Raw genomic sequence first — 22,193 nt, forward strand, 5'->3', positions numbered from 1 at the left:
GGCAAGTTGGACTGACCGTTGATGGATGATGGACGTAGTGTGGAGATGGGCAAAAAAAACCCCGCTAAACGTAGCGGGGTTTTTTGTGTCAGAGCGAATTAGCTGTTGGCTGCTTTCGCGCTGTTCTTTTCGATCTGCACCATGATGTAGCGCTGCTGGGCAATGGACAGGATGTTGTTCACGCACCAGTACAGAACCAGACCGGCGGGGAAGAAGAACATCATGCCACCAAAGACCAGAGGCATCAGCATCATGACTTTGGCTTGCATTGGATCAGGCGGAGTGGGGTTCAGCTTGATCTGCAGGAACATGGTACCCATCATGATGGCGGGCAGAATCATCCATGGGTCGCGTGCGGCCAAGTCGTGAATCCACAGAATCCAGGGTGCACCGCGCATCTCGACGCTGCCCAGCAGCACCCAGTACAGCGCAATGAACACAGGGATCTGAACCAGCATGGGCAAACAGCCACCCAGCGGGTTGATCTTCTCGGTGCGGTACATCTCCATCATGGCGGCGTTCAGCTTGGCCTTGTCGTCGCCGAACTTCTCGCGCAGGGCTTGCATGCGTGGCGCAAATTGCTTCATCTTGGCCATGGAGCGGTAGCTGGCGGCCGACAGCGGGAAGAACACCAGCTTGATCAGCACGGTCAGCGCCACAATGGCCCAGCCCCAGTTACCCAGCAGGGAGTGCAACCAGGTCAGCAGCTTGAACAGCGGCTTGGAGATGATGGTCAGCCAGCCGTAGTCCACCACCAGGTCCAGGCCCGTTGCCAGTTGCGACATGGCTTTCTGGTCTTGCGGGCCTACCCACAGGGATGCGTCCACAGCCTTGCTTTGGCCAGCGGCGATCGAACCGACCGATTCCAGCGTGCGCACGGCGTACAGATTGTTGCCCAGCTTCAGGATTTCGTTGGTGCGTTGCAGATCCTGGGCAGGAACCCAGGCGGTTGCAAAGTAGTGCTGCACCATGCCGATCCAGCCGTTATCCACGCTGCGCGCGTAGGTGGCCTTGTTCTTGTCGATATCCGAGAAGGTGATCTTCTGGAACTTGTCGCCGCTGGAGTAAACCACAGGACCGGTAAAGGTGCTGTACAGGCGGGAAGAGTCGGGCGGATTGTTGCCGTCGCGAGTCAGTTGCAGGTACAGGCGTGGGTCAATCGCGGCGCCGGTATTGTTCTGGATGTCGTGACGAACCTGGATGTCGTAGCGACCCTTGTGCAGCGTGTAGGTCTTGGTGACTTTCACGTCGTCCGCAGTAGCTTCGAACACCACGTCCAGCGTATCGCCCGTCATGCTGCGCTGGCTGGAGACCAGGGTGAACGGGGTCAGGTGGTTGGGCAGGTTCTGGCCAGAGGCACCCACAATACCGGACTGAGCCAGGTAGGTGGAGGCAGGCGAGTTATCCAGCAGCACCATGGGCTGCTCGGGGTTCTCGGGCGAACCGTACTTCAACAGCTCGGCCTTGATCAGCTGGGCACCTTCGGTGCTAAAGCCCAGCTTGTAGACGTCTGTGGTGATGTCGATAGTTTGCGCTGTGGCAGACACCGCGCTGTTGCTCGAAGGCAAGGCAGCAGACGCAGTCGGCTCTTGAGCAGCGGGAACACCACCGTTTGCGGCAGGTTCGTCGGAGGCTGCTGGCGCTTGTGTGGTGGCTGGGGTGGAAGCGAACAGCGATGGTTTGCCGTTATATTCCTGCCAGTTGTTCCACAGCAGCAGCAGTGCAAAGGAGAAGATCATCCATAGGATGGTGCGTCGGATATCCATAGCGCCTGTATCACATTTATAAAGCTGAGCAAAAGCTTAGCAGTTTAACGTAGCTGGTCAGCAAACAGGGGGTTGCCTTGAAAAACAAGGCGCAGACCAGGACGATTTTAGAAAGTGTTGCGGTCTTCGGGCGTGCGAGCGGGCACAGGATCATGCCCTCCCTTGCACCAGGGATTGCAGCGGCAGATGCGTACACCACCAAGCCATAGCCCTTTGAGCGGGCCATGAATGTCAATGGCCTGCAAGGCATAGTTGGAGCAGCTGGGAGTAAAGCGGCAGTTTCTACCGATCCAGGGACTCAGAAAAAACTGGTAAAAGCGGATCGGTGCCGAAGCCAGTTTGCGCATCATGGCCGTACCTTGGAGAACAAGGTGTCGGCCTCGGTGCGAACCAGTTGCTTCAGGGCAGTCAGCGACACCTGGGGTACCTTGCTGTGCAGCCTAAAGACATAGGCGGCATTGGGCAAGCCTTCACGTTTGTGGCGGAAGGTTTCGCGCAAGATACGCTTGATGGTATTGCGGGTGACGGCGCGGTTGGCAAAGCGCTTGGGGACGATCAGTCCCAGACGGGCGCCTTCGGTCTGGTGTGGATCTTCGCCACGAGAGCGAGTGACCACGAACAAAGCCCCGCGACCTACGCGTTGCCCTTTAAGAGACTGTGCGTATTCGGTGGGGCTATGTAAGCGAGCCGTAGCTGGAAAGGAGGCACGCATGATGCGTATCGTGGGAGTCGGGCTTTAGATAATAGATCCATCACCCTGGGCCCCGCATCCCGACATGGCTTATACAGCCAGACGTTTGCGACCTTTAGCGCGACGTGCGTTCAAAACAGCGCGGCCACCGCGAGTTTTCATGCGAACGCGAAAACCGTGGGTACGCTTGCGACGGGTAACAGAGGGTTGGTAGGTGCGTTTCATGGTGTATCCAAAAAAATGAGCCGCCAGAAATCGCAGAAAATCTCCACCCCGACAGCGCAAACGCTTGGGATCTGGCAACAGAAAATCGTGTTAAGCCCGTCATTTCAGCAAATTCTTTCTGTTGTGTCAATTATTTAGCCCGATATTACGCAACTAAATTTGTTAGCCTGTGGATAACTTGGCACAGCTCAGGGTAGAATCGAGGTTTACAGAAGTGATGACCGATGAATGAATTCTGGCAGTCCTGCGTTCAGAAATTGGAGCAGGAGCTTCCCCCCCAACAAATAAGTGCGTGGATACGTCCACTGGTTCCCCTGGACTTCGACAGCGAAGCCGGGGTGTTGCGCGTTTCTGCTCCTAATCGTTTCAAACTGGATTGGGTCCGCAAGAATTTCGCCACTCGCATAGAGGAACTGGCTTCGGATTTCTACGAATGTCCCGTAACGGTTCAGTTCGAGCTGCCTTCGGCCAGCGCGGCGCCTCGTCGCGCCCTGGCCGATCGTGCTGCTCCTGCGCCTGCAGGCAGCCCCGCCGGTGAAAACCTGGCCCCTCCTGTTGCCAACCCGGCCATGACGGCGGTGGTGGATGCGGTACAGGATCGTTCGCGCCTGAACGCCGAACTGACTTTCGACAACTTCGTGACGGGTAAAGCCAACCAGCTGGCACGCGCAGCGGCCTTGCAGGTGGCCGAGAACCCCGGTGTCTCCTATAACCCACTCTTTCTGTATGGCGGTGTGGGTTTGGGCAAGACCCACCTGATTCACGCGATCGGCAATGCGCTGGTCGCCAATGGCAATGGTGTGCGGGTACGTTACGTCCATGCCGACCAATACGTGTCGGACGTGGTCAAGGCGTATCAGCGCAAGGCGTTTGACGAGTTCAAGCGCTACTACCATTCGCTGGACTTGCTGCTGATTGACGATATTCAGTTTTTCGCCGGCAAGAACCGTACGCAGGAAGAGTTTTTCTACGCCTTTGAAGCGATGGTGGCTCAGCGCAAGCAGATCATCATCACCTCGGATACCTATCCCAAAGAGCTGGCCAATATTGATAGCCGCCTGATCTCGCGCTTTGACTCCGGCCTGACCGTGGCCATCGAGCCGCCCGAGCTCGAAATGCGCGTGGCTATCTTGTTGCGCAAGGCTCAGGCCGAAGGCATTGCCATGCCCGAAGAAGTGGCCTTCTTCATTGCCAAGCATCTGCGCAGCAACGTGCGCGAGCTGGAAGGGGCGCTGCGCAAGGTTTCGGCCTACGCGCGTTTCCATGGCCGCGATGTCTTGACGGTGGAAGTGTGCAAGGATGCACTGAAGGATTTGCTGTCGGTCTCCAATGGGCAGATCACAGTGGAAAATATTCAGAAAACCGTGGCCGATTTTTATAAAATCAAGGTCGCGGATATGTACTCCAAGCGCCGCCCCGCCAATATCGCCATGCCGCGCCAGGTGGCCATGTATCTGGCCAAGGAACTGACCCAAAAGAGTTTGCCGGAAATTGGCGATCTTTTCGGTGGTAGGGACCACACTACGGTGCTGCACGCGGTGCGCAAAATCTCGGATGCACGCACCAAGCAAGCCGAACTGAATCACGCATTACACGTACTGGAACAAACTCTCAAAGGATGACCATGCAACTCGTTCAAGCTACCCGCGACGCATTGCTAAAGCCCTTATCCACAGTAGTTGGCATTGTGGAGCGCCGCCATACTTTGCCGATTCTGGCCAACATCCTGCTGCGTAAAAACGGCTCTGATGTCTCTTTCCTGGCAACCGACCTGGAAGTGCAGATCACCACCAATGCCGATTTTGGCGTGGGTGAGGACAATGCAGCCACCACGGTGGCGGCCCGCAAGCTGCTGGACATTCTGAAAGCCCTGCCCGACTTTGGCGATGTGCGCCTGGGTCTGGACAGCGGCAAGCTGACCATCCAGTCCGGCAAGAGCCGCTTTCAGTTGCAGACTCTGGAAGCTGCTGATTTTCCAGTGCTGAACCTGCCAGAGCAGTGGGACGTGTCCTTGAGCATGCCCCAGCGCACTTTGAAGCACCTGTTCAATACGGTGCACTTTGCCATGGCGCAGCAAGACATTCGCTACTACCTGAACGGTATGTTGCTGGTGTTTGAACCCGGCCTGGTACGTACGGTTACCACGGACGGTCACCGTCTGGCTCATAATGCCACCGCAATTGACGGCGTGCAGGAACGTCACGACATCATCGTGCCGCGCAAGACGGTGCTGGAAATGCAGCGTTTGCTGGGCGATACCGACGATCTGGTCAACATTGATGTGTCCAGCCGTCAGATTCGTTTCCGCTTTGGCGATGTGGAGTTGGTCTCCAAACTGGTTGAAGGCAAATTCCCCGACTTTGCTCGTGTGATTCCTTCCAACTACACCCGCCACTTCGATGTCAGCCGTGAAGTGCTGCAAGGCAGTTTGCAACGTGCTGCCATTCTGACCACCGACAAACTGCGTGGCGTGCGACTGCAACTGTCGCAAAACCAGCTGAAGATTTCTGCTTCCAACGCTGAACAGGAAGAAGCCGTCGAAGAGCTGGATATTGATTATGAACACGAAAGTCTGGACGTTGGCTTTAACGTCAGCTACCTGCTCGATGTGTTGGCCAGCATCAAGGACGAAACAGTCCGCTGGTCTGTGCAGCCCGATGCCAACGCCTCTGTGTTGATGACGCTGCCCGAGCAAGAAGACTTCAAGTACGTGGTCATGCCGATGCGCATTTAATGCAGCATGTTTGACCGGTATGGCCCGCCGGGCCATACCCGCTTGAAGCAGACAGGCTATTACAAGGTTTTATGCTATGACCGATCAAACCACGACCACCCAGCCAGCCGATTACGGCGCTGATTCCATCAAAATGCTCAAAGGCCTGGAGGCCGTGCGCAAGCGTCCAGGCATGTACATCGGGGACACCTCCGATGGCACCGGCCTGCACCACATGGTTTTCGAGGTGGTGGATAACGCGATTGATGAGGCCTTGGCCGGTCATTGCGACGATATCGTCGTCACCATCCACTCCGACAACAGCATTTCGGTGTGCGATAACGGCCGCGGTATTCCAACCGATATCCACAAGGACGACGAACACCAGCGCAGCGCCGCTGAAATCGTCATGACCGAACTGCACGCCGGCGGTAAATTCGACCAGAACTCCTACAAGGTGTCTGGCGGTTTGCACGGTGTGGGTGTGTCTTGTGTGAACGCCCTGTCCGAATGGCTGTTGCTGACCATCTGGCGCAATGGCAACGAACACCAGGTCGAGTTCCGCCGTGGCGAGCGCACTGCTCCCCTGGCGGTGACCGGTCCTGCAGAAGGCCGCACGGGTACCTGCGTGCGTTACCTGGCCGACGTGGAAATTTTCAGCAATATCGAATACCACCACGAGATCCTGGCCAAGCGCCTGCGCGAGCTGTCCTTCCTGAACAATGGCGTGAAGATTCGCCTGGTTGACGAGATTCAGGGCAAGGAAGAAGACTTTGCCTTCCTGGGCGGCGTCAAAGGCTTTGTGGACTTCATCAACCGCAACAAGACCCCGCTGCACCCTAACGTGTTCAGCGTCGCAACCGAGTCCAATGCCGGTGGTACGCCAGTATCGGTTGAAGTGGCCATGCAGTGGAACGACAGCTACGCCGAAACCGTGCTGTGTTTCACCAACAATATTCCCCAGCGCGACGGTGGTTCCCACCTGACCGGTCTGCGTGCGGCCATGACCCGCGTGCTGAACAAGTACATTGCCGACAACGAACTGGCCAAGAAAGCCAAGGTCGACACCTCCGGTGACGACATGCGCGAAGGCCTGGTCTGCGTGCTGTCGGTGAAGGTGCCCGAGCCCAAGTTCAGCAGCCAGACCAAAGACAAGCTGGTGTCCAGCGAAGTGCGTCCCGCCGTGGAAGAAGCCGTGGCCCGCACCCTGGAAACTTGGCTGTTGGAAAATCCGAACGACGCCAAGGCCTTGTGCGGCAAGATCGTGGAAGCAGCCCGTGCCCGTGAAGCGGCCCGTAAAGCCCGCGAAATGACCCGTCGCAAGAGCGTGCTGGAAGGCGCTGGCCTGCCCGGCAAGCTGGCCGACTGTCAGGAAAAAGATCCCGCCCTGTGCGAACTGTACATTGTGGAGGGTGACTCCGCAGGCGGCTCGGCCAAGCAAGGCCGGGACCGTAAATTCCAGGCCATTCTGCCGTTGCGCGGCAAGGTGCTGAACGTAGAAAAAGCCCGTTTCGATCGTCTGATTTCCAGCGAGCAGATCACCACCCTGATCACCGCCCTGGGTACCAGCATCGGTCCGGACTTTGATATCGACAAACTGCGCTACCACCGCATCATCATCATGACTGACGCGGACGTGGACGGTGCTCACATTCGTACCCTGCTGCTGACACTGCTGTATCGTCAGATGCCCGAGCTGATCGAACGTGGCTATGTGTACATCGCGCAGCCGCCCTTGTTCAAGGTTAAGGTTGGGCGTGAAGAGATGTACCTGAAGGACGAGGCCGAGGAAGCGGAATTCATGTTGAAGCTGGCCCTGCGCGATGCAGTGCTGACGCCAGCTGAAGGTGCAGCTCCCATCACAGGCGAAGCCTTGTCCGACTACGCTCATCGCTACGTGAAGGCCAAGGCCGTGATTGAGCGCCTGTCGCGTCATATGGACGGCGATGCCCTGTCAGCATTGGCTGAAGGCGTGAAGTTGAACTTGGATACACAGGAAGCCGCCGAACAAACTGCTAAGGATTTGGAGAAGGCCCTGTTCGACGAAGCTGCCCCCACCGTCGTCAAAGTCTTTGCCGCCTTTGATGAAGGTAGCGAGTCCTGGCGTGTGGTGGTGCAGCGTCTGCACCATGGCAACATCCGTGTCACGGTGTTTGACCGCAACTTCGTGCGTGGTGGCGATCACCAAACTCTGGCCCGCGCTGGCGAGACCTTTGCCGGTCTGATCGGTGATGGCGCCATGGTGGCTCGTGGTGAAGGCGAGAAGCGTCGTGAAACCGCCGTGGATGACTTCCGTGAAGTCATGCAATGGCTGTTGACCGAAGCCGAACGCGGGCTTAGCAAGCAGCGCTACAAAGGTCTGGGTGAGATGAACCCTAGCCAGCTGTGGGAAACGACCATGGACCCCACTGTACGTCGTTTGCTGCGTGTGCAGATTGCTGATGCTATCGATGCGGATCAGATCTTCACCACACTGATGGGTGATCACGTTGAGCCACGTCGTGCCTTTATCGAGTCCCATGCCTTGCAGGCGGGGAACCTGGATATTTAAGGCTGTCGGTGTTCACAGTTCCTGAAAGCTGTTCGGTTTGATGAAAACTGATCTCAGAAATTCGTGAAAACCTCGCAGTGATGCGGATAAGAAAAATGGGCTCCGGCGTTCCTGCTGGGGCTCATTTTTTTGGTGATGACTGATGAGCTCTGAGTCTTGAAGATTCAGCGTCTTTGGGCAGGCTCAATTAATTTTTGTCAGTAGACACGGACTGATCAATTGCCTGGTGGGTTGGTGGCAATGGCGTCACGCGCCAGGAATGGAAAGGTGCGGAATCAAGCTGATGTGGTCTACTTGCAGTGATACACCCTGCTTCAGAACGAACTAAAAGAAGGGGCGTGGGGATCTGATGGTGGTACCTGGCGTCGGCCTTGCAAGGCCTCTTGATCGATCGTAAAGACGCTGTAAATTATTCAATAATTCTTTGTTTGGAAATGGAATGCGACTGGACAAGTTTCTTGGTGAGAGCACGGATCTGAGTCGCTCAGACGCGCGTAAAGTGCTTAAAAGCGGAGAAATCACCGTCAATGGCGAGGTAGTGACCAAAGGCACTCACGTTGTACAAGAGGGTGATGTAGTGTGCTGGGATGATGAGCCGCTTGCCCTGATTGGCCTGCGTTACATCATGCTCAATAAGCCCGCTGGTTACGAGTGCAGCCTTAAAAATAGTGCTTACCCGTCCGTGATGATGCTGATCGATGTGGATAAGCGTGAGCGCTTGCACACCGTTGGTCGATTGGATGTGGATACCACCGGCTTGATTTTGATTACGGATGATGGCCAGTGGACGCATCGTATTATCTCGCCCCGCCATCAATGCGATAAGGTCTACGTGGCGACCTTGGCAGAGCCTTTGCCTGATAATGCAGAAGAACTGTTCAAGGCTGGTATCTTGTTGAATGGCGAGGACAAGCCGACGCTGCCAGCCGTGCTGGAACGCATTGATGAACGTACCGCAAGGCTAACCATCCAGGAAGGGAAATACCATCAGGTGAAGCGTATGTTTGCTTCCCTGGGGAATCTGGTTCAGACCTTGCATCGCGAGCGTATTGGCTCTCTGTCCCTGGACGACAGCCTGGAGCCAGGCGAGTCGCGCTACTTAACGCCTGCCGAGGTGCAGCAGTTTGTAGAAGAAGGCTGAACTCCTGGCCCTTGGTTCTGGCTTTGATAAGTCAAAGGTGTATCAAGGCCAAGGCTTTGATGTCCTGACTTTGGGAAACCAGTCAAAAAAAAGCGCTCAAACAGAATGTGTTTGAGCGCTTTTTTGTACCTGCTCAATCATCAAAGGGTCTGGTGGCGCGGTGTCCTGCCTTATTTAAGCGCCTTGCGCATGATGCTGGTGTTGTGTTCATAGCCTAGTTGCTCATATAGCGCGATAGCGCCCCGATTATTGCTCAAGACTCCCAGCTCGATGTAGTCCAGTCCACGCACTTGTGCCCACTCCTGGGCGGTCTGCATCAGCAGTTTGCCCAGTCCCATGCCTCGTGCCGATTCCGTCACGACAAGATCAATCACATAGGCAAAGTCATGCGGCGTGATGCAGTTGTACGGCGGGGTCTTTTGCTGCTGAACAATAATAAAACCCAGCGCCTGATCGTCCTTCTCGGCCACAAACAAGGCTGCCTGGTCCGACTCGATCATGGACTGGATAAAGCCCTCGTCCTGCCGTGCTTGCAGGTAGTAGTGCGGTTGCAAATGATGCATGTGGGCGAATAGCTCGGCGTACATATCTCCAATCGTGCCAATGTCAGCAAGTTGGGCGGGACGTAGGGTGGGCATGGTTGGGGCTCTTGGTCAGTAATAAAGCGGAAGCGAAAACAGAAGCGTCTTGATGGTAGGCCGGGCACGGGGAGGAGGCAAATCTTCTGTTCAGAATATCCCTTCAATAACAAGGGGTAATCCGCTTTCATGCAGGCCTGAAGCTTGGGTCCGGCTTCGTTCCCTGTACACCTTTTCCGCCTGAGAGCCGCTTCTGTACATTTATCCCTGTTTTTGTAAAGTATTTGTGCACGTACTTTACGACCGTCTTTTTCCTGCAAGCTCTTTTCCCGGGTTTCAGAATGAGGCTCTGAAACCCTTGTGCATTCAGGTTTTTTATAAATATTTAATGGAAAACCCCAAGCTTGTTTTTTTCAAAAAACTAGAGGTTTAAAGTAATATCACACTGTTTTTGGGCAAATTTTGTGTACATTTAATGCACGAAATTTACACGAGGCACTGAAATTTACACGCAATGCCTATAGAGGGGAGGAGATTGATGCAGACCCGTTTCTTGCGTCATGTTTGTAGTTGGATGTTCGGGCTGTCCGCACTGGCCATTCTGGCCTTGATGGCGGTGGCCTTTGCCGATGTCATGATGCGCAGCTTCGTGCGGCCGCTGTCAGGCGCTTTTGAATTAACCGAGGTGCTGGTCGGGGTGATGGTGTTTGCCGCCCTGCCCTTTGTCACCTTGAGTGGCAAGCACGTCAAAGTGTCCCTGCTGCGCTCTCTGGTGGGCAAGAACGTGCTGGTGCAAGGTCTGTTGCGTTGGTGCAGTCGCGTGGCGACAGGCGTGCTGATGGCCTTTCTGGCTTACCACCTGTGGGCCCTGGGTGTGCAGTTTGCACAGACCAATTCGCGCGCGGTTTTTGCGGACCTGCCCCTGGCGCCTTTTGCCTATTTTGCAGCGGCAATGTGCGCCCTATCCACGCTGGCCGCACTGTTCAGTGCCGACGGCGACGAGCTCGCTGAGGAAAAATAATGACTGTCGTTGTCACTGGCATGATCATCCTGATCGTGCTCATGGTCCTGGAAGTACCCATCGCGGTGGCGATGGCTCTGGTTGGTATTGGTGGCTTTGCTTACGTGGTCGATTGGGGCCCGGCCGCCTATATGGCTGCGGAAACCTCGTATCGCCTGGTTCATAACTACAACTTGTCCGTCATCCCGCTGTTCATCCTGATGGGCAATCTGGTGACACGGGCGGATGTCTCCAAAGACCTGTTCGATCTGGCCTATCGCTTTGTCGGTCATCGTCGTGGCGGTCTGGCCATTGCCACAGTGCTGTCGGGCGGCATGTTCTCGGCCGTATGCGGTTCCAGCTTTGCGACGACGGCCACCATGGCCCGGGTCGCCTATCCCTCCATGAAGCGCTACGGCTATGCCGATTCCCTGGCAGGCGGCGCTATTGCCTCGGCCGGTACTTTGGGTGCCATGATCCCGCCCAGCGTGCCCCTGATTGTCTATGGCGTGCTGACCAGCAATGACATCGGCAAGCTGTTCATTGCGGCTGTATTGCCGGGCATCCTGGGCATGGTGCTGTACATAGGCGCGGTTATGGTGGCCACTCGCATGACACCCGGCCTGGCTGGCGCGGGCGAGCGCAGCTCCTGGATCGAACGTATTCGCGGCTTGAAGAGTGTGGGTTCGGTCTTGCTGCTGTTCCTGCTGGTGATTGGCGGGATTTACGGCAACTTGTTCACGCCGACTGAAGCGGCCGGTATTGGTGCGGTCGGTGCCCTGCTCATCATGATCTGGCGTCGCAAGTTCTCCTGGCAGAGCTTGATGGGTGCCTTGCGTGAAACCGCCATGACCAGTGCCGCCATCTTCGTGATTATGGTGGGGGCACAGATCTTCACCACCTTTGTGAACGTGGCCGGCTTTACCGCCCTGTTGTCCGATGCGGTCCAGCAATGGGACTTGCCGGGCTGGGGCATTTTGCTGGGCATTGTGGTGCTGTACCTGGTCCTGGGCTGCATGCTGGAAGGTATGTCCATGCTCTTGCTGACCTTGCCCATTGTTTACCCGCTAATCATCAACCAGGGTCTGGACCCGATCTGGTTCGGCATTCTGGTGGTCACCTTGATCGAAGTGGGTCTGATCACACCGCCCTTGGGGATGAACGTGTTTGTGCTCAATTCCGTGGTGCCGTCCATGTCGCTCAGCACTATTTACCGCGGCGTTATCTATTTTGTCTTTGCTGATCTGCTGCGCCTGGCGCTTTTGATTGGCATTCCCGGCATTGCTTTGTTTCTGCCCTCATTGATGTAAGCCATTTTTATTGAATCTGATTTTCTCGAAGGAATAAGCATGATTAAGCAAGTTAGCAAATGGGTGGGGGTAGCGGCAGTCGCCCTGGCAGCCAGCACCAGCGTTCAGGCACAAAACGTCACGCTGCGTTTTTCCAATTGGTTGCCACCCACCCATCCCATGGTGACCGAGATGTTGAACCCTTGGGCCAAGGATGTGGAACAGGCAACGGAAGGACGGGTGAAGATTCAGGTTTTGCCGCCTCTGGGCACCCCGGCTTCGCACTACGATCTGGTGCGTAATGGTGTGGCGGACATGACCATTGGTGTGCACTCCTACACCCCGGAGCGTTTCAAGTTGACGGAAATGGTGGAGTTGCCCATGACGGCCGAGAACGCTCAGGTGAACTCGCTGGCCTACTGGCGTACTTATCAGAAGTACTTCATGGGCAAGAACGAGCACGCCGGCACCAAATTGCTGGGCGCGTGGGTTCCTGGCTCGTACCAGTTGTGGACAGCCGCCAAGGTAGACAGCCTGGACAAGCTGGATGGCACCAAGATCCGTATTCCCGGTGTGCTGGTGGAGCGTATCGCCAAGCTGCTGGGCCTGGTGTCGATTTCCTCGACGCTGACCGAAGCCTATGACCAGATTTCGCGCGGCATTATTGATGGCATGTTCCAGAACTACACCACGGTGATCGACTTCAATCTGGCGCGCTTCATGCCGAACTTGTTCGTCTTGCCCGGTGGTTTCTCTGCCTCCAGTCAGTTCATGGTGGTTAACGAGCGCAGCTGGCAGCGTATCAGCGAGGCCGACCGTGCCGCGATTGATGCCTTGTCGGGTGAAGTACTGGTCAAGCGTTTCTCGGGTATCTGGCAAAAGAACAATATGGCGGCTTTTGATCGCTTGAGCGCTGAAGGCATCAAGGTGCACCGTATTGAAGGCGAGCAGCTGGAAGCCATGAAGACCAAGCTGGCGGTGATTGAGCAGCAATGGTTAAGCGAGGCCAAGGGTGTGGAGGCTCAGGAAGCGCTGAACTTCTACCGTGCCGAGCTGGATCGCGTGGCTGCTGAATTGGGCGTTCCCAAGGACTAAGCCCGTCATGACACAGCATCTGGAAAGTGAATACAACGCCAGTTGGCATGTGCCCGATCACAAGGAGATTGTGGCCTCGTGGTCGGGGTTGGCCGAGCAGTTTCGGGCTGGTTCGCGTCATGAAGCCAATCAGCCTTACGGCCCGGAAACGCGTAATGTCATGGACATTCACTTTCCGGTTGTGGAGCGCCCGGATGCGGCGGTGCTGATGTTCATTCATGGTGGCTATTGGCAGTCCATGGACCAGCGTCGTTTCAGCCATCTGGCACAAGGCAGCGTGGATAACGGCCTGATTACGGTATTGCCTACCTATACCTTGTGCCCGCAGGCGAGCGTGGCGCAGATCATTGATGAGCTGCGCCTGGCTTGCGCGACGGTCTGGCGACGTTTCAAGCGTCCGATCGTGGTGGCAGGACACTCGGCAGGGGGCCACTTGGCAGCTTGCCTGCTGGCTACGGATTGGCCCGGTTTTGCACCGGACCTGCCCCACGACATGTTGCAGGCGGGCCTGGGTTTGTCCGGCTTGTATGACCTGGAACCGCTGACGCATATCGGCATCAATGATGCCTTGCAGCTCAATGCCGATACCGCCCGAGCCTCCAGCCCCTTGTTCTGGCCTGCCCCTGCCAATGGACAGCCTTTCGAGGCCTGGGTAGGCGGTGACGAAACCTCGGAATTTCATCGTCAAAGCCAGGAACTGGCCAAGGCCTGGTCCAGGCAAGGAGTGGATGCGGTGTACCGCAGCCTGCCGGGAACAAATCACTACAACGTGATCGCGGCCTTGGCCGATAAAGAATCCGTACTGTCAGCGCGTCTGGTTGCGCTGGCAAGGAATTGAGTTATCTCTGTCTTTCATTAGACACACCACTTTTACCGGGCCTTTGGCCCGGTTTTTTTGTGCCTGCTTGATTCTCTTTAACTTTGTTCATTGTTAATAATTCGTCTTTAAACGAAAATTAACGCAGAAAGACCGCATGGGGCGCTTATTTATTGGCAGGACTGGCAGGAGAGAAAAGACCATGAGAAGCAGATCACATGATGAGGCTATGGCCGATCTGTATCGCAGTGATCCGGCCTTGGCATTAGAGACTATCAATCAGATTTTGGAGGACGGGGATCAGGCCGAACTCCTGATCGTGTTGCGTCAATTGGCACAGGTTTTTGGTGGTGTGCAGGCAGTTGCCGAGCAGGCGCAGTTAAATCCGACGCAGCTTTACAGGACCTTGTCCCCCAAGGGGAATCCGGCCTTGAGCAGCCTGACGGCCATTTTGAAGGCAATGGGCCTGCGTCTTGCGGTGCAGCCTTTGTAGGCTTCTGGCGGATCATGATTTAGCATGACATTTCCCGCCCTGGACTTATTGTGATTCAAAGCCATTCATGACTGAAAACACCCCTGATACTCGCCCTGTGCATAAAGCGGCCTGCCATTGCGGAGCCGTTCGTTTCAATGTGAAGCTGACCGATGGTCTGCGTTCGGCGCGCCGTTGCAATTGCTCCTATTGCCGCATGCGTGGCGCGGTGGCGGTGTCGGCTAACCTGGCCGATATTCAGGTGGAGCAAGGGCAGGATGCACTGACGCTTTATCAGTTCAACACCGGGCAGGCCCGGCATTATTTCTGTTCGCATTGCGGGATTTATACCTTCCATCAGCGCCGTTCCAACCCGGAGCAGTATGGAGTGAACGTAGCCTGTATTGAGGGCATGAGCCCCTTCGACTTTGAAGAAGTACCGGTTAATGAAGGCCGTAGTCATCCCAAGGATCGTCCGGGCGGTGGCAGTGTGATTGCTGGCTGGTTGCGTTATCAGGCAAATCCCCAGGCGCAGGACGACTGACGTTGCGTGCCCGGTGGTTAAAAAAACGCCCCTTACGGCTAGCGTAGAGGGGCGTATAAAAACAGATAGCGCGGAACAGAATCGCGTATCTACGGAAAAACAGTACAGCGAGTCAGGGTGTGGCCCCCGAAGGGGCGTCCCGCTTTAGAACTTGTGGTTAAAGGCTACGTACAGCTGTGTGGCGCGTGCGTCTGGCAGGAAGGTCAGGTTCTGTGCATAGCCGCCGTACACGTACACCATGGTGCGCTTGGACAGGTCGTACTGATAACCCACCGAGTACACATGCTGACGTTTGGTCTGCGCATTGGGGCCGGTAATGCTCTCTGGCAAGTTGCGTGGATCTGCCATGTTCCAGCCCAGCGAGAAGCGGCCGCCTGCCAATGGTGTGGTCACACCAAAAGAGTAGGAGTTGATCCGCAGGCCTGGCACTGCTGCAAAGGAAGGCAGCGGGTTGGTGACGTTGCTCAGGCCAAAGACCTGGGTGGCGAACAGGCCGTCGCGAGTCTGGCCGATGCCGGCAAACACTTTGACCACATCAAAGTCGTAGCTGGCCGCCCCTGCCCAGGCGCTGACACGGGTAGAGTCGGCAGCAGGACGTGCACCGCTGGCAGACTGTTTATTGATGTGCAGTTGGTCGTACACCAGAGCGGCGCTCAAGGGACCGTTGTTGTAGCGCAGGCCGGTGGTCACTGCACGGATGTTGTTGTCCTTGCTGTTGGTGCCATCCGGGCGCTCGCTATCCCAGTGCTGCTTGCCGTTGATGTTGAAGGAATAGCCAATACCGAACTGAAAGCCGTTCAGCGTGGGCGATTGGTATTGGATCTGGTTGTCGTAACGCACCGTGTTGGCCACGCTGAAGGTCGATCCAAAGCCCACAATCCCGCCACCGCCACCCAAGGGGTGAGCCATGCTGAAGTATTCGGTAGGCATATTGTTCTTCAGACCGAAATCCACCTGACCCCAGTCCTCGCCGGCCAGACCCAGTGTGGCCTGACGGCCGAACAGGCGACCACCTTGAATGGATTGGCCGGTGGGCACATCAAAGCCGCTTTCCAGCACAAACTTGGCTTGCAGCCCGTTGCCCAGATCTTCCGTGCCACGGATACCCCAGCGGCTGCCAAAGTGCACCCCGCTGTTGGGGCCCAGACGCGAGGTCTTGAACTCGGTAGCATCGGTTCGGTCCCGGCTGTAGCTGCTATTGCCTTTGTTCATGTCGTAACCAACACCCGTGTCCAGAATCCCGTACAGGGTGATGGATGCGTGGGCTGCCGAGCTGGCCATCAGTAAAAACAGGGCCGTACTGACCGCGGTTTTATTTCTTGTTTTCAATTCCTCTTCTCCTTCGTGGTAGATAAAAAAAGCGTGCAGCAATCCCCCTACCGCAAGTGATGCAGCAAGAAACAGGCGCAACAAAGCAGGCAGGGCAAAGTGCCTGCGCCGTGTACCAGCGAAGGGGGTGTGGGGCGAGTACCGGCGGTACTCGCGGCAGGGGTCTTAGATCAGTTCAAGATCGACCAAAGTTTGGCGTATGACGTCTATCTCGGTGTCCTCGACCTCCAGAATGGGGCGGCGTACATAGGGCTGCACGGGTACGCCGCGCATCTTGAATGCAACTTTCAGCACCGAGGGTGAAGAGCCGTAGCGGCCGATCAGCTCGGGGGTGTACCAGCGTTGCAGAATCTGTATGTCTTTCTGGCCGCAGGCACGGGCGGCGTCTATATCGCCGCGCCAGATGTGGTTGTAAAAATCAGGCTGATAACGGCCCAGCACACCGCCTGCGCCAATCGTGCCGTCGCCGTCCACACTTTGCAGCAGGGACAGGCCGTGCTCATCCATGCGAAAGCCGTACACACGGACCTTGTCTTTCAGGCGGAACAGCGTCTTGATAAATTGCTCAATGCTGGGGCTGGATTGCTTGATGCCGACGACACCATCGATATCTGTCAGCTGCTCCAGCAAATCCACCGATAAATCGATTCCGGTCCCGGCAGGCCAGTTGTAAATCACGATAGGCAGGGTGATTTCTTTGGCGATCTGCTGGTAAAAGGCCAGGATTTCCTTGTCGTTGGGGCGTACATAGGGGGGCGGCGCAATCACGACCCCTTCATAGCCCAGTGCCTGGGCCTCTTGAGCAAGAGCGACTACTTCGGCGGGTGTGTAGCCGGTACAGCCCGCCAGCAAAGGCAGCTTGCCGCGCATGGCCTCGGCACTGGCGCGGAACAGCTCTACCCGTTCCTGGTTGGACAGGCTGGTCCATTCGCTGGTGGTGCCGCCTATAAACAGACCGTGCATGCCCTCGGCATGCAGCCATTCCAGCATGCTGTGCAGTGCCGGTACATCCAGCTGTCGTGCTTCATCAAAAGGGGTGATGATGGTTGGGATATAGCCCTTCCAGTTCACCCGGTGTTTCTTGCTCATGTGTGTCACTTGTATGGGTTGAAGAAAAGAGGAGGCCTCTGGCTCAGGGCAGACGTGCCGTGGCTTCGATCTCGACCAGCATGTCTGGCAGCGCCAGATTGGCCACTCCCAGCAAGGTGTTGGCAGCCGGTTCGGCCCCCTCGTAAAACTCGTTGATCAGTGCGCAGATCGGGCCCAGCTCTTCAGGTGTGTGGCCGACCAGATAGGTGCGCAAACGTACGACATCGCGCGGGCTGGCACCGGCTTCTTTCAGCACGGTTTTCAGGTTTTGCAGAGCCTGGCGGGTTTGTGCGATGCGATCGCCCGCGCCTACTAATTGTCCTTCGCCATTCCAGGCGACTTGTCCGGCCAGATGCACGGTGCGGCTGTTGTCCTGCACAACAGCGTGCGAAAAACCGAAGTTGGTGCTGTTGTACAGCGAGGCTGGATTCACGCATTCACGGCCCTGGGGGACGTTCAGTGGCGCACGGCGCTGTACCAGCTCAAAAATATTGCCCCAGGGGTCGGTGAAGTATTGAAACTGGGCTCCCGCAGTGGGGCCTGAATCGAAGGCGATTCGATCCAGCACTGTGCAGCCGTGCTGTTCAAGTTGTGCAACCGCCTGATCCAGATCGGCCACCAGAAAACCCAGGTGATGTGCACCCACATGGTTGGACTTCAGGGCCTTTTGGGTGTCGCTGGCAGGTTGTGCGTAGGAAAACAGCTCGATATGAAAGCCATTGGGCAGCACCATAAAGGCCAGTTCCAGATTGGCATCGGGTACGTCCAGGTGGGCGTGGGTCCAGTCTTTGCCTTGCGCAGAACGGGGCAGGTCAGCACTGTTGATGGGCCCCAGACGGTAGAGTTGGCGGGCACCAAACAGGCGTTCATAAAAAGCAATGGCCGCATCCAGATCGGGTACGGTCCAGGCGGCGTGATCAATTTGTTCAATAGCCAATGGCAAAACAGGCGATGTCATGAAGTCTCCGTTTATGCCCGTACGGGGGCTGTATACAAGATTGTGCAATAAAACTGCACATAATTTACGGTTAAATAATACTTTAGGCCTGTAGTTTTTTGTTGAAAAACCAGACTACGTATTTTCCCTAGGTAAAATATTGTTTATAAACAATGGTTTGTGATTTATGCCTGTGACGTCGATATCGATGTGACGTGTAAAGTGCTTGTGCACACGTGTAAAGTCTGGAAGAATTCAGCACTGAAACTGCACGGTTTGTGCAGTTTCGGAACATGCATTTGCACACCATTAGGCTGCCTCTCTTACCCTATAATTCGTGAAGTTCGGCTACACATAACTACACGAACATAGGACTTCAGAATGATAGGCAAACGACTTCATGAGCTGCGCGTGGCCAAGGGTCTGTCCCTGCGGGAGTTGGGTCAGATGGTCAAGCTCTCGCCCACGCTGCTCAGTCAGGTAGAACGCGGTGTCACCACACCCAGTTTGACGACCCTGCGCAAGCTCAGCGGGATCTTTGGGGAATCCATGTCTTCCTTGTTCATGGATACCAGCAAGGGGCCGTCGGTATGGATCAGCCGCCCTGGTGAACGCATGTTGTTGCGTGGCCCGCGTGGGGGCGTCGTCTATGAACGGCTCACCCGGGGCAATGGCGAGATGGAAGTGTTCCGGGCTGTTTACGAAGTCGGTCAACAGTCCATGGACGATATGTCGCACCCGTCCCTGGAAAGTGTGTATGTGGTCCGGGGTGTCATTACTGCAGAGATTGATAAGGTAAGTTTTGACGTCAAAGCTGGCGAGAACATCAGCTTTGATGCACGCCAAAGCCACCGTTACCTGAACCGGGGAACGGAGGAAGCGGAAATCATCATGTCGATTACCCCGCCCGTCCCCTGATTGGTCTTGATCCGGGGCGAACGGTGTATCGCATCACTACACTATGAGCCCCAAGCCTGATTCTCTTTCCCCCCCTCCTGCCTGTGCCCCCGGCACCCTGCCCGCCCGGACGGATGTCCTGATCATTGGCGGCGGGCTGCTGGGCTGCGCCGCTGCCTACTATTTGAGCCTGGCGGGAGTGCCCGTCACCTTGATCGAACAAGGTGAGCTGGGCCTGCAGGCATCCAGCCAGAATGCGGGTAGCCTGCATTTTCAGATGGAATACCGCATGATCGAGGCGGGGCTGGAGGCCAGCAAACGCGCCTTGCAAGCCATGCCCTTGCATGTGGACGCCATTGCCCGCTGGCGGGCCCTGGAAGATCAGTTGGGTGTGTCAGTGGGCGTGCGTCAGAAAGGCGGCTTCATGCTGGCGGAAACGGCACAGCAAGCCCAGGTTCTGGAACAAAAAAGCCGTCTGGAAAACCAGGCCGGCCTGAAGGTCGAGCTACTGGACCGGGCCGCTTTACAAGCCAAAGCGCCCTATTTGTCGGACTCCGTGCTGATGGGGGCTTTTTGTGCTGATGAAGGCAAAGCCGACCCTCGCCGCGCCAGTCTGGCCCTGGCAGCCGCCGCGCGGGCTTTGGGTGCGCAGATCCTTAGCCAATGCCAGGTGGTGGACTTGAAGCGAGTGGGTTCTGACTGGCAAGCCAAGGTGCTCAGTGGCGAGCAATGTCGCAGCAAGCAGGTTCTGATTGCGGCCGGTGTCTGGTCCGGGCGTATTGCGCAAATGACCGGCTCGCAGTTACCTGTCAGCCCGATTGCCCTGACCATGACGGCCACCGCACGCACCGCGCCCTTTATGGATTACCTGTTCCAGCACGTGGGACGACGTCTGTCCTTGAAGCAAACGGCTGAAGGCACGGTGCTGATTGGCGGCGGCTGGCCTTCCACACTGCATCACCGTAATGGGATTGCAGATCTGGAACGCAAGCCCAGTCTGAACCTGGATTCTTTGCAACGCAGCGTACAGACCGCCTGCAGTGTCGTCCCCCAACTGGCCTCCTTGCCTGTCTTGCGCTCCTGGACCGGGGTGACCTCTTTGGTGTCGGATCAACTGCCGTTGCTGGGCCAAGTGCCGCACCGCCCCGGTTTGTTCATTGCCACTGGTGGAGCCGCCTTCACCCTGGGTTTGACCTACGCTCATTTGCTGGTAGCGCAGATGCTGGGCCAGCCGCCCAGCCTGGATATCTCTGCCTACGATCCTGATCGTTTTAGGAGTTTGACCTTTGCCTGACGCACAACGCTTGCTGCATAAACGCCAGCGCTTCGAGCCAGCTGTGGTGACAATCAATGGTCATGAGACAGCCTGTTATCTCGGTGAAACCGTGGCGACGGTTTTGCTGGCGGCCGGAGTCGGCGCTTTTCGTCGCACCGCCAGTGGTGCGCCACGTCGTCCGGTGTGCAATATGGGCGTGTGCTTTGACTGCATCGTGACCATTGACGGGGTGCAGGGGCAGCGCAGTTGCATGACTACGGTACGTAGCGGTATGCAGATCGAGGTAGCCGACGATGTCTGACATTCTGGATTTATTGATTGTGGGGGCAGGTCCGGCAGGACTGTCTGCGGCTCGAGTCGCCAGCTCGCAGGGTTTAAGCGTGGCCGTGCTGGACGAGCAGCCGCGCTTTGGCGGACAGGTATTCCGGCAGGCACCCGAGGAGTTTGCGGCAGCGGACCCGGACTCCATGCACACCTATCCTTTTTCACACAGCTTGTTTGCCTGGGCGCGGGCCACCACGGCTGTGCAGTGGCATTTCAGTACCCTGGTGTGGGGGATTTTTGACGACCCGCAGGATGAGCATATGCGTCAGATCGGCACTGCTGGCCCACAGGGCGCCTCCGTGCTGAAAGCCCGCCGGGTGTTGATTGCGACCGGGGCCTATGACTTGCCCGTGGCCTTTCCGGGTTGGACCTTGCCGGGCGTGCTGAGCGCCGGTGGGGGGCAAACCATGATCAAGAGCCAAAGCCTGATGCCGGGACAGCGTTTTCTGTTGGTGGGCGGCCATCCCCTGCTGCTTCTGGTTGCTGAGTTGTTGCTGGATGCCGGTGCACAGATTGCCGAAGTTGCCATCGCCCGCAGTTTGCCGTCCATGAAGGAAATGCTGCGCGCTACACGTGCTCTACCGGGACAGTCCCGGCTGGTTAAACAGCTGCTGGCGATCTTGTTGAAACTGCGTCGTCATGGTGTGCCTTTGCGCTTTGCAACGGGTATAGAGCGTGTCCATGGTGACGAGTCCGTTCAGGCTGCCACGCTATGTAAAGTGGATCAAAACTGGCACGCCATCGCGGGCACACAAAGACGTGTAGAGGCAGATACGGTGGTCGTGGGTTATGGCCTGCTCGCCAGTACGGAATTGGCGCGCCAGACAGGCTGTGCCGTGCGGTGGGACAGTGCCGCTGGCGGCTGGCTGGTGCAGCATGATGATAGGCTGCACAGTACTCAGTCAGGCGTACTGGTTGCTGGAGAGCAGACGGGTATTGCAGGAGCATTCAACGCCCATCTGCAAGGTGAGCTGGCGGCGTGGCAATGTGTGCTGGAATTGCAGCCGCCAGCGGCCGTGACAGAGATAGCAAAAACCATTGCCGACCTGCAACTGCGCCTGGGTCGTAATCGTCGTTTTACCGACACCGTTATTGCCTTGTTTGCCCCCAAGCTGGAGGCACTGGCCCAGGCAATCACCCCGGATACAGTGGTGTGCCGCTGCGAGGAAGTCACGGCACAGGAGGTGAATCAGTTTCTGGACGCTCATCCTTATGTGACGGATATCAATAGCATCAAATTGGCCTGTCGTACCGGAATGGGCATGTGCCAGGGGCGCTACTGCCAACACACCGTGGCGCAGATGCTGGCCAGTCGTTTGGGCCGGGGCATAGATCAAGTGGGAATTTACAAGGCTCAAGCGCCAGTGAAGCCTGTGCCGGTCGCGGCGTTGGCGCATATGGAGTAAGAGGGGCTTCTAACACAGGACGTACAGTGCAATGAAGAACGCCCCTTTTTTTA

The 22,193-nt window shown here is 56.6% G+C and carries 22 protein-coding genes; 14 read left to right on the plus strand and 8 right to left on the minus strand.

The window, feature by feature from the left end; genetic code table 11:
- Positions 1-98: 98 nt before the first annotated feature.
- From yidC to rpmH, 4 genes are all read right to left on the minus strand, one after another.
- On the minus strand, positions 99-1,766 hold the full coding sequence (yidC, locus tag ACFPDR_RS17310; protein ID WP_060186791.1) for a membrane protein insertase YidC: 1,668 nt from the start codon (positions 1,764-1,766) through the stop codon (positions 99-101).
- 107 nt (positions 1,767-1,873) lie between these two features.
- Positions 1,874-2,116, minus strand: a complete 243-nt coding sequence (yidD, locus tag ACFPDR_RS17315; protein ID WP_035269485.1) for a membrane protein insertion efficiency factor YidD — start codon at positions 2,114-2,116, stop codon at positions 1,874-1,876.
- Positions 2,113-2,478, minus strand: coding sequence for a ribonuclease P protein component (gene rnpA / locus ACFPDR_RS17320; RefSeq protein ID WP_009461433.1), 366 nt, complete (start codon positions 2,476-2,478; stop codon positions 2,113-2,115). Before rnpA ends, yidD begins: the two co-directional genes overlap by 4 nt.
- 69 nt (positions 2,479-2,547) lie before the next feature.
- A complete protein-coding gene (gene rpmH, locus ACFPDR_RS17325) occupies positions 2,548-2,682 on the minus strand; it encodes a 50S ribosomal protein L34 (RefSeq protein WP_003800771.1) in 135 nt (44 codons plus the stop codon).
- Positions 2,683-2,906: 224 nt separating this feature from the next.
- Between rpmH and dnaA the strand changes: the two genes are divergently transcribed.
- From dnaA to ACFPDR_RS17345, 4 genes are all read left to right on the plus strand, one after another.
- Positions 2,907-4,304: a chromosomal replication initiator protein DnaA gene (gene dnaA, locus ACFPDR_RS17330; RefSeq protein WP_009461437.1), complete on the plus strand. Its 1,398-nt coding sequence runs from the start codon at positions 2,907-2,909 to the stop codon at positions 4,302-4,304.
- 2 nt (positions 4,305-4,306) lie between these two features.
- Complete coding sequence (gene dnaN / locus ACFPDR_RS17335; RefSeq protein WP_009461439.1) at positions 4,307-5,416, plus strand: DNA polymerase III subunit beta; 1,110 nt, start codon at positions 4,307-4,309, stop codon at positions 5,414-5,416.
- A gap of 76 nt (positions 5,417-5,492) precedes the next feature.
- Complete coding sequence (gyrB, locus tag ACFPDR_RS17340) at positions 5,493-7,946, plus strand: DNA topoisomerase (ATP-hydrolyzing) subunit B (protein WP_083055118.1); 2,454 nt, start codon at positions 5,493-5,495, stop codon at positions 7,944-7,946.
- A 439-nt stretch (positions 7,947-8,385) separates the two neighbouring features.
- The gene (locus tag ACFPDR_RS17345; RefSeq protein ID WP_060186789.1) at positions 8,386-9,087 is read left to right on the plus strand and encodes a pseudouridine synthase; all 702 of its coding nucleotides are present in this window, start codon (positions 8,386-8,388) and stop codon (positions 9,085-9,087) included.
- 170 nt (positions 9,088-9,257) lie between these two features.
- Here ACFPDR_RS17345 and ACFPDR_RS17350 read toward each other — a convergent pair whose 3' ends face one another.
- Complete coding sequence (locus ACFPDR_RS17350; RefSeq protein WP_060186788.1) at positions 9,258-9,725, minus strand: GNAT family N-acetyltransferase; 468 nt, start codon at positions 9,723-9,725, stop codon at positions 9,258-9,260.
- Positions 9,726-10,203: 478 nt separating this feature from the next.
- On the opposite strand from ACFPDR_RS17350, the gene ACFPDR_RS17355 reads away from it, so the two are divergent.
- From ACFPDR_RS17355 to ACFPDR_RS17380, 6 genes are all read left to right on the plus strand, one after another.
- Complete coding sequence (locus ACFPDR_RS17355) at positions 10,204-10,686, plus strand: TRAP transporter small permease (RefSeq protein ID WP_035269473.1); 483 nt, start codon at positions 10,204-10,206, stop codon at positions 10,684-10,686.
- The gene (locus ACFPDR_RS17360; RefSeq protein ID WP_083055131.1) at positions 10,686-11,975 is read left to right on the plus strand and encodes a TRAP transporter large permease; all 1,290 of its coding nucleotides are present in this window, start codon (positions 10,686-10,688) and stop codon (positions 11,973-11,975) included. The genes ACFPDR_RS17355 and ACFPDR_RS17360 overlap by 1 nt, the downstream gene beginning before the upstream one ends.
- 39 nt (positions 11,976-12,014) lie before the next feature.
- The gene (locus tag ACFPDR_RS17365; protein WP_336973769.1) at positions 12,015-13,049 is read left to right on the plus strand and encodes a TRAP transporter substrate-binding protein; all 1,035 of its coding nucleotides are present in this window, start codon (positions 12,015-12,017) and stop codon (positions 13,047-13,049) included.
- A gap of 7 nt (positions 13,050-13,056) precedes the next feature.
- On the plus strand, positions 13,057-13,887 hold the full coding sequence (locus tag ACFPDR_RS17370; protein WP_376911614.1) for an alpha/beta hydrolase: 831 nt from the start codon (positions 13,057-13,059) through the stop codon (positions 13,885-13,887).
- A gap of 181 nt (positions 13,888-14,068) precedes the next feature.
- A complete protein-coding gene (locus ACFPDR_RS17375; RefSeq protein WP_239054931.1) occupies positions 14,069-14,359 on the plus strand; it encodes a DNA-binding protein in 291 nt (96 codons plus the stop codon).
- A 67-nt stretch (positions 14,360-14,426) separates the two neighbouring features.
- The gene (locus ACFPDR_RS17380; RefSeq protein WP_060186784.1) at positions 14,427-14,882 is read left to right on the plus strand and encodes a GFA family protein; all 456 of its coding nucleotides are present in this window, start codon (positions 14,427-14,429) and stop codon (positions 14,880-14,882) included.
- Positions 14,883-15,026: 144 nt separating this feature from the next.
- Here ACFPDR_RS17380 and ACFPDR_RS17385 read toward each other — a convergent pair whose 3' ends face one another.
- From ACFPDR_RS17385 to ACFPDR_RS17395, 3 genes are all read right to left on the minus strand, one after another.
- Entirely contained in the window at positions 15,027-16,211 is a 1,185-nt protein-coding gene (locus ACFPDR_RS17385; RefSeq protein WP_268378731.1) for a porin, read from the minus strand.
- 165 nt (positions 16,212-16,376) lie between these two features.
- Positions 16,377-17,300 carry a dihydrodipicolinate synthase family protein gene (locus ACFPDR_RS17390; RefSeq protein ID WP_268378730.1) on the minus strand — a complete coding sequence of 308 codons (924 nt, stop codon included), beginning with the start codon at positions 17,298-17,300 and terminating at the stop codon, positions 16,377-16,379.
- 43 nt (positions 17,301-17,343) lie between these two features.
- Positions 17,344-18,258 carry a Rid family hydrolase gene (locus ACFPDR_RS17395; protein ID WP_268378727.1) on the minus strand — a complete coding sequence of 305 codons (915 nt, stop codon included), beginning with the start codon at positions 18,256-18,258 and terminating at the stop codon, positions 17,344-17,346.
- Positions 18,259-18,618: 360 nt separating this feature from the next.
- Here ACFPDR_RS17395 and ACFPDR_RS17400 point away from each other — a divergent pair, with 360 nt between their 5' ends.
- The 4 genes from ACFPDR_RS17400 to ACFPDR_RS17415 are packed head-to-tail and all read left to right on the plus strand — an operon-like array spanning position 18,619 to position 22,140.
- Positions 18,619-19,155, plus strand: coding sequence for a helix-turn-helix domain-containing protein (locus ACFPDR_RS17400; protein WP_026483973.1), 537 nt, complete (start codon positions 18,619-18,621; stop codon positions 19,153-19,155).
- A 43-nt stretch (positions 19,156-19,198) separates the two neighbouring features.
- On the plus strand, positions 19,199-20,428 hold the full coding sequence (locus tag ACFPDR_RS17405) for an NAD(P)/FAD-dependent oxidoreductase (protein WP_376911619.1): 1,230 nt from the start codon (positions 19,199-19,201) through the stop codon (positions 20,426-20,428).
- Positions 20,421-20,711 carry a (2Fe-2S)-binding protein gene (locus tag ACFPDR_RS17410; RefSeq protein ID WP_080655528.1) on the plus strand — a complete coding sequence of 97 codons (291 nt, stop codon included), beginning with the start codon at positions 20,421-20,423 and terminating at the stop codon, positions 20,709-20,711. Before ACFPDR_RS17405 ends, ACFPDR_RS17410 begins: the two co-directional genes overlap by 8 nt.
- A complete protein-coding gene (locus ACFPDR_RS17415) occupies positions 20,704-22,140 on the plus strand; it encodes an FAD-dependent oxidoreductase (protein WP_376911621.1) in 1,437 nt (478 codons plus the stop codon). Before ACFPDR_RS17410 ends, ACFPDR_RS17415 begins: the two co-directional genes overlap by 8 nt.
- The last annotated feature ends 53 nt before the right edge of the window (positions 22,141-22,193 follow it).

It is taken from the genome of Alcaligenes sp. GCM10023179, assembly GCF_042653705.1.
Lineage (GTDB): Bacteria > Pseudomonadota > Gammaproteobacteria > Burkholderiales > Burkholderiaceae_B > Alcaligenes > Alcaligenes phenolicus.

Coding starts and splice junctions, on each gene's coding strand:
- yidC (WP_060186791.1), bottom strand. CDS start 1,766: ATGGATATCCGACGCACCATCCTATGGATGATCTTCTCCTTTGCACTG.
- yidD (WP_035269485.1), bottom strand. CDS start 2,116: ATGATGCGCAAACTGGCTTCGGCACCGATCCGCTTTTACCAGTTTTTT.
- rnpA (WP_009461433.1), bottom strand. CDS start 2,478: ATGCGTGCCTCCTTTCCAGCTACGGCTCGCTTACATAGCCCCACCGAA.
- rpmH (WP_003800771.1), bottom strand. CDS start 2,682: ATGAAACGCACCTACCAACCCTCTGTTACCCGTCGCAAGCGTACCCAC.
- dnaA (WP_009461437.1), top strand. CDS start 2,907: ATGAATGAATTCTGGCAGTCCTGCGTTCAGAAATTGGAGCAGGAGCTT.
- dnaN (WP_009461439.1), top strand. CDS start 4,307: ATGCAACTCGTTCAAGCTACCCGCGACGCATTGCTAAAGCCCTTATCC.
- gyrB (WP_083055118.1), top strand. CDS start 5,493: ATGACCGATCAAACCACGACCACCCAGCCAGCCGATTACGGCGCTGAT.
- ACFPDR_RS17345 (WP_060186789.1), top strand. CDS start 8,386: ATGCGACTGGACAAGTTTCTTGGTGAGAGCACGGATCTGAGTCGCTCA.
- ACFPDR_RS17350 (WP_060186788.1), bottom strand. CDS start 9,725: ATGCCCACCCTACGTCCCGCCCAACTTGCTGACATTGGCACGATTGGA.
- ACFPDR_RS17355 (WP_035269473.1), top strand. CDS start 10,204: ATGCAGACCCGTTTCTTGCGTCATGTTTGTAGTTGGATGTTCGGGCTG.
- ACFPDR_RS17360 (WP_083055131.1), top strand. CDS start 10,686: ATGACTGTCGTTGTCACTGGCATGATCATCCTGATCGTGCTCATGGTC.
- ACFPDR_RS17365 (WP_336973769.1), top strand. CDS start 12,015: ATGATTAAGCAAGTTAGCAAATGGGTGGGGGTAGCGGCAGTCGCCCTG.
- ACFPDR_RS17370 (WP_376911614.1), top strand. CDS start 13,057: ATGACACAGCATCTGGAAAGTGAATACAACGCCAGTTGGCATGTGCCC.
- ACFPDR_RS17375 (WP_239054931.1), top strand. CDS start 14,069: ATGAGAAGCAGATCACATGATGAGGCTATGGCCGATCTGTATCGCAGT.
- ACFPDR_RS17380 (WP_060186784.1), top strand. CDS start 14,427: ATGACTGAAAACACCCCTGATACTCGCCCTGTGCATAAAGCGGCCTGC.
- ACFPDR_RS17390 (WP_268378730.1), bottom strand. CDS start 17,300: ATGAGCAAGAAACACCGGGTGAACTGGAAGGGCTATATCCCAACCATC.
- ACFPDR_RS17395 (WP_268378727.1), bottom strand. CDS start 18,258: ATGACATCGCCTGTTTTGCCATTGGCTATTGAACAAATTGATCACGCC.
- ACFPDR_RS17400 (WP_026483973.1), top strand. CDS start 18,619: ATGATAGGCAAACGACTTCATGAGCTGCGCGTGGCCAAGGGTCTGTCC.
- ACFPDR_RS17405 (WP_376911619.1), top strand. CDS start 19,199: ATGAGCCCCAAGCCTGATTCTCTTTCCCCCCCTCCTGCCTGTGCCCCC.
- ACFPDR_RS17415 (WP_376911621.1), top strand. CDS start 20,704: ATGTCTGACATTCTGGATTTATTGATTGTGGGGGCAGGTCCGGCAGGA.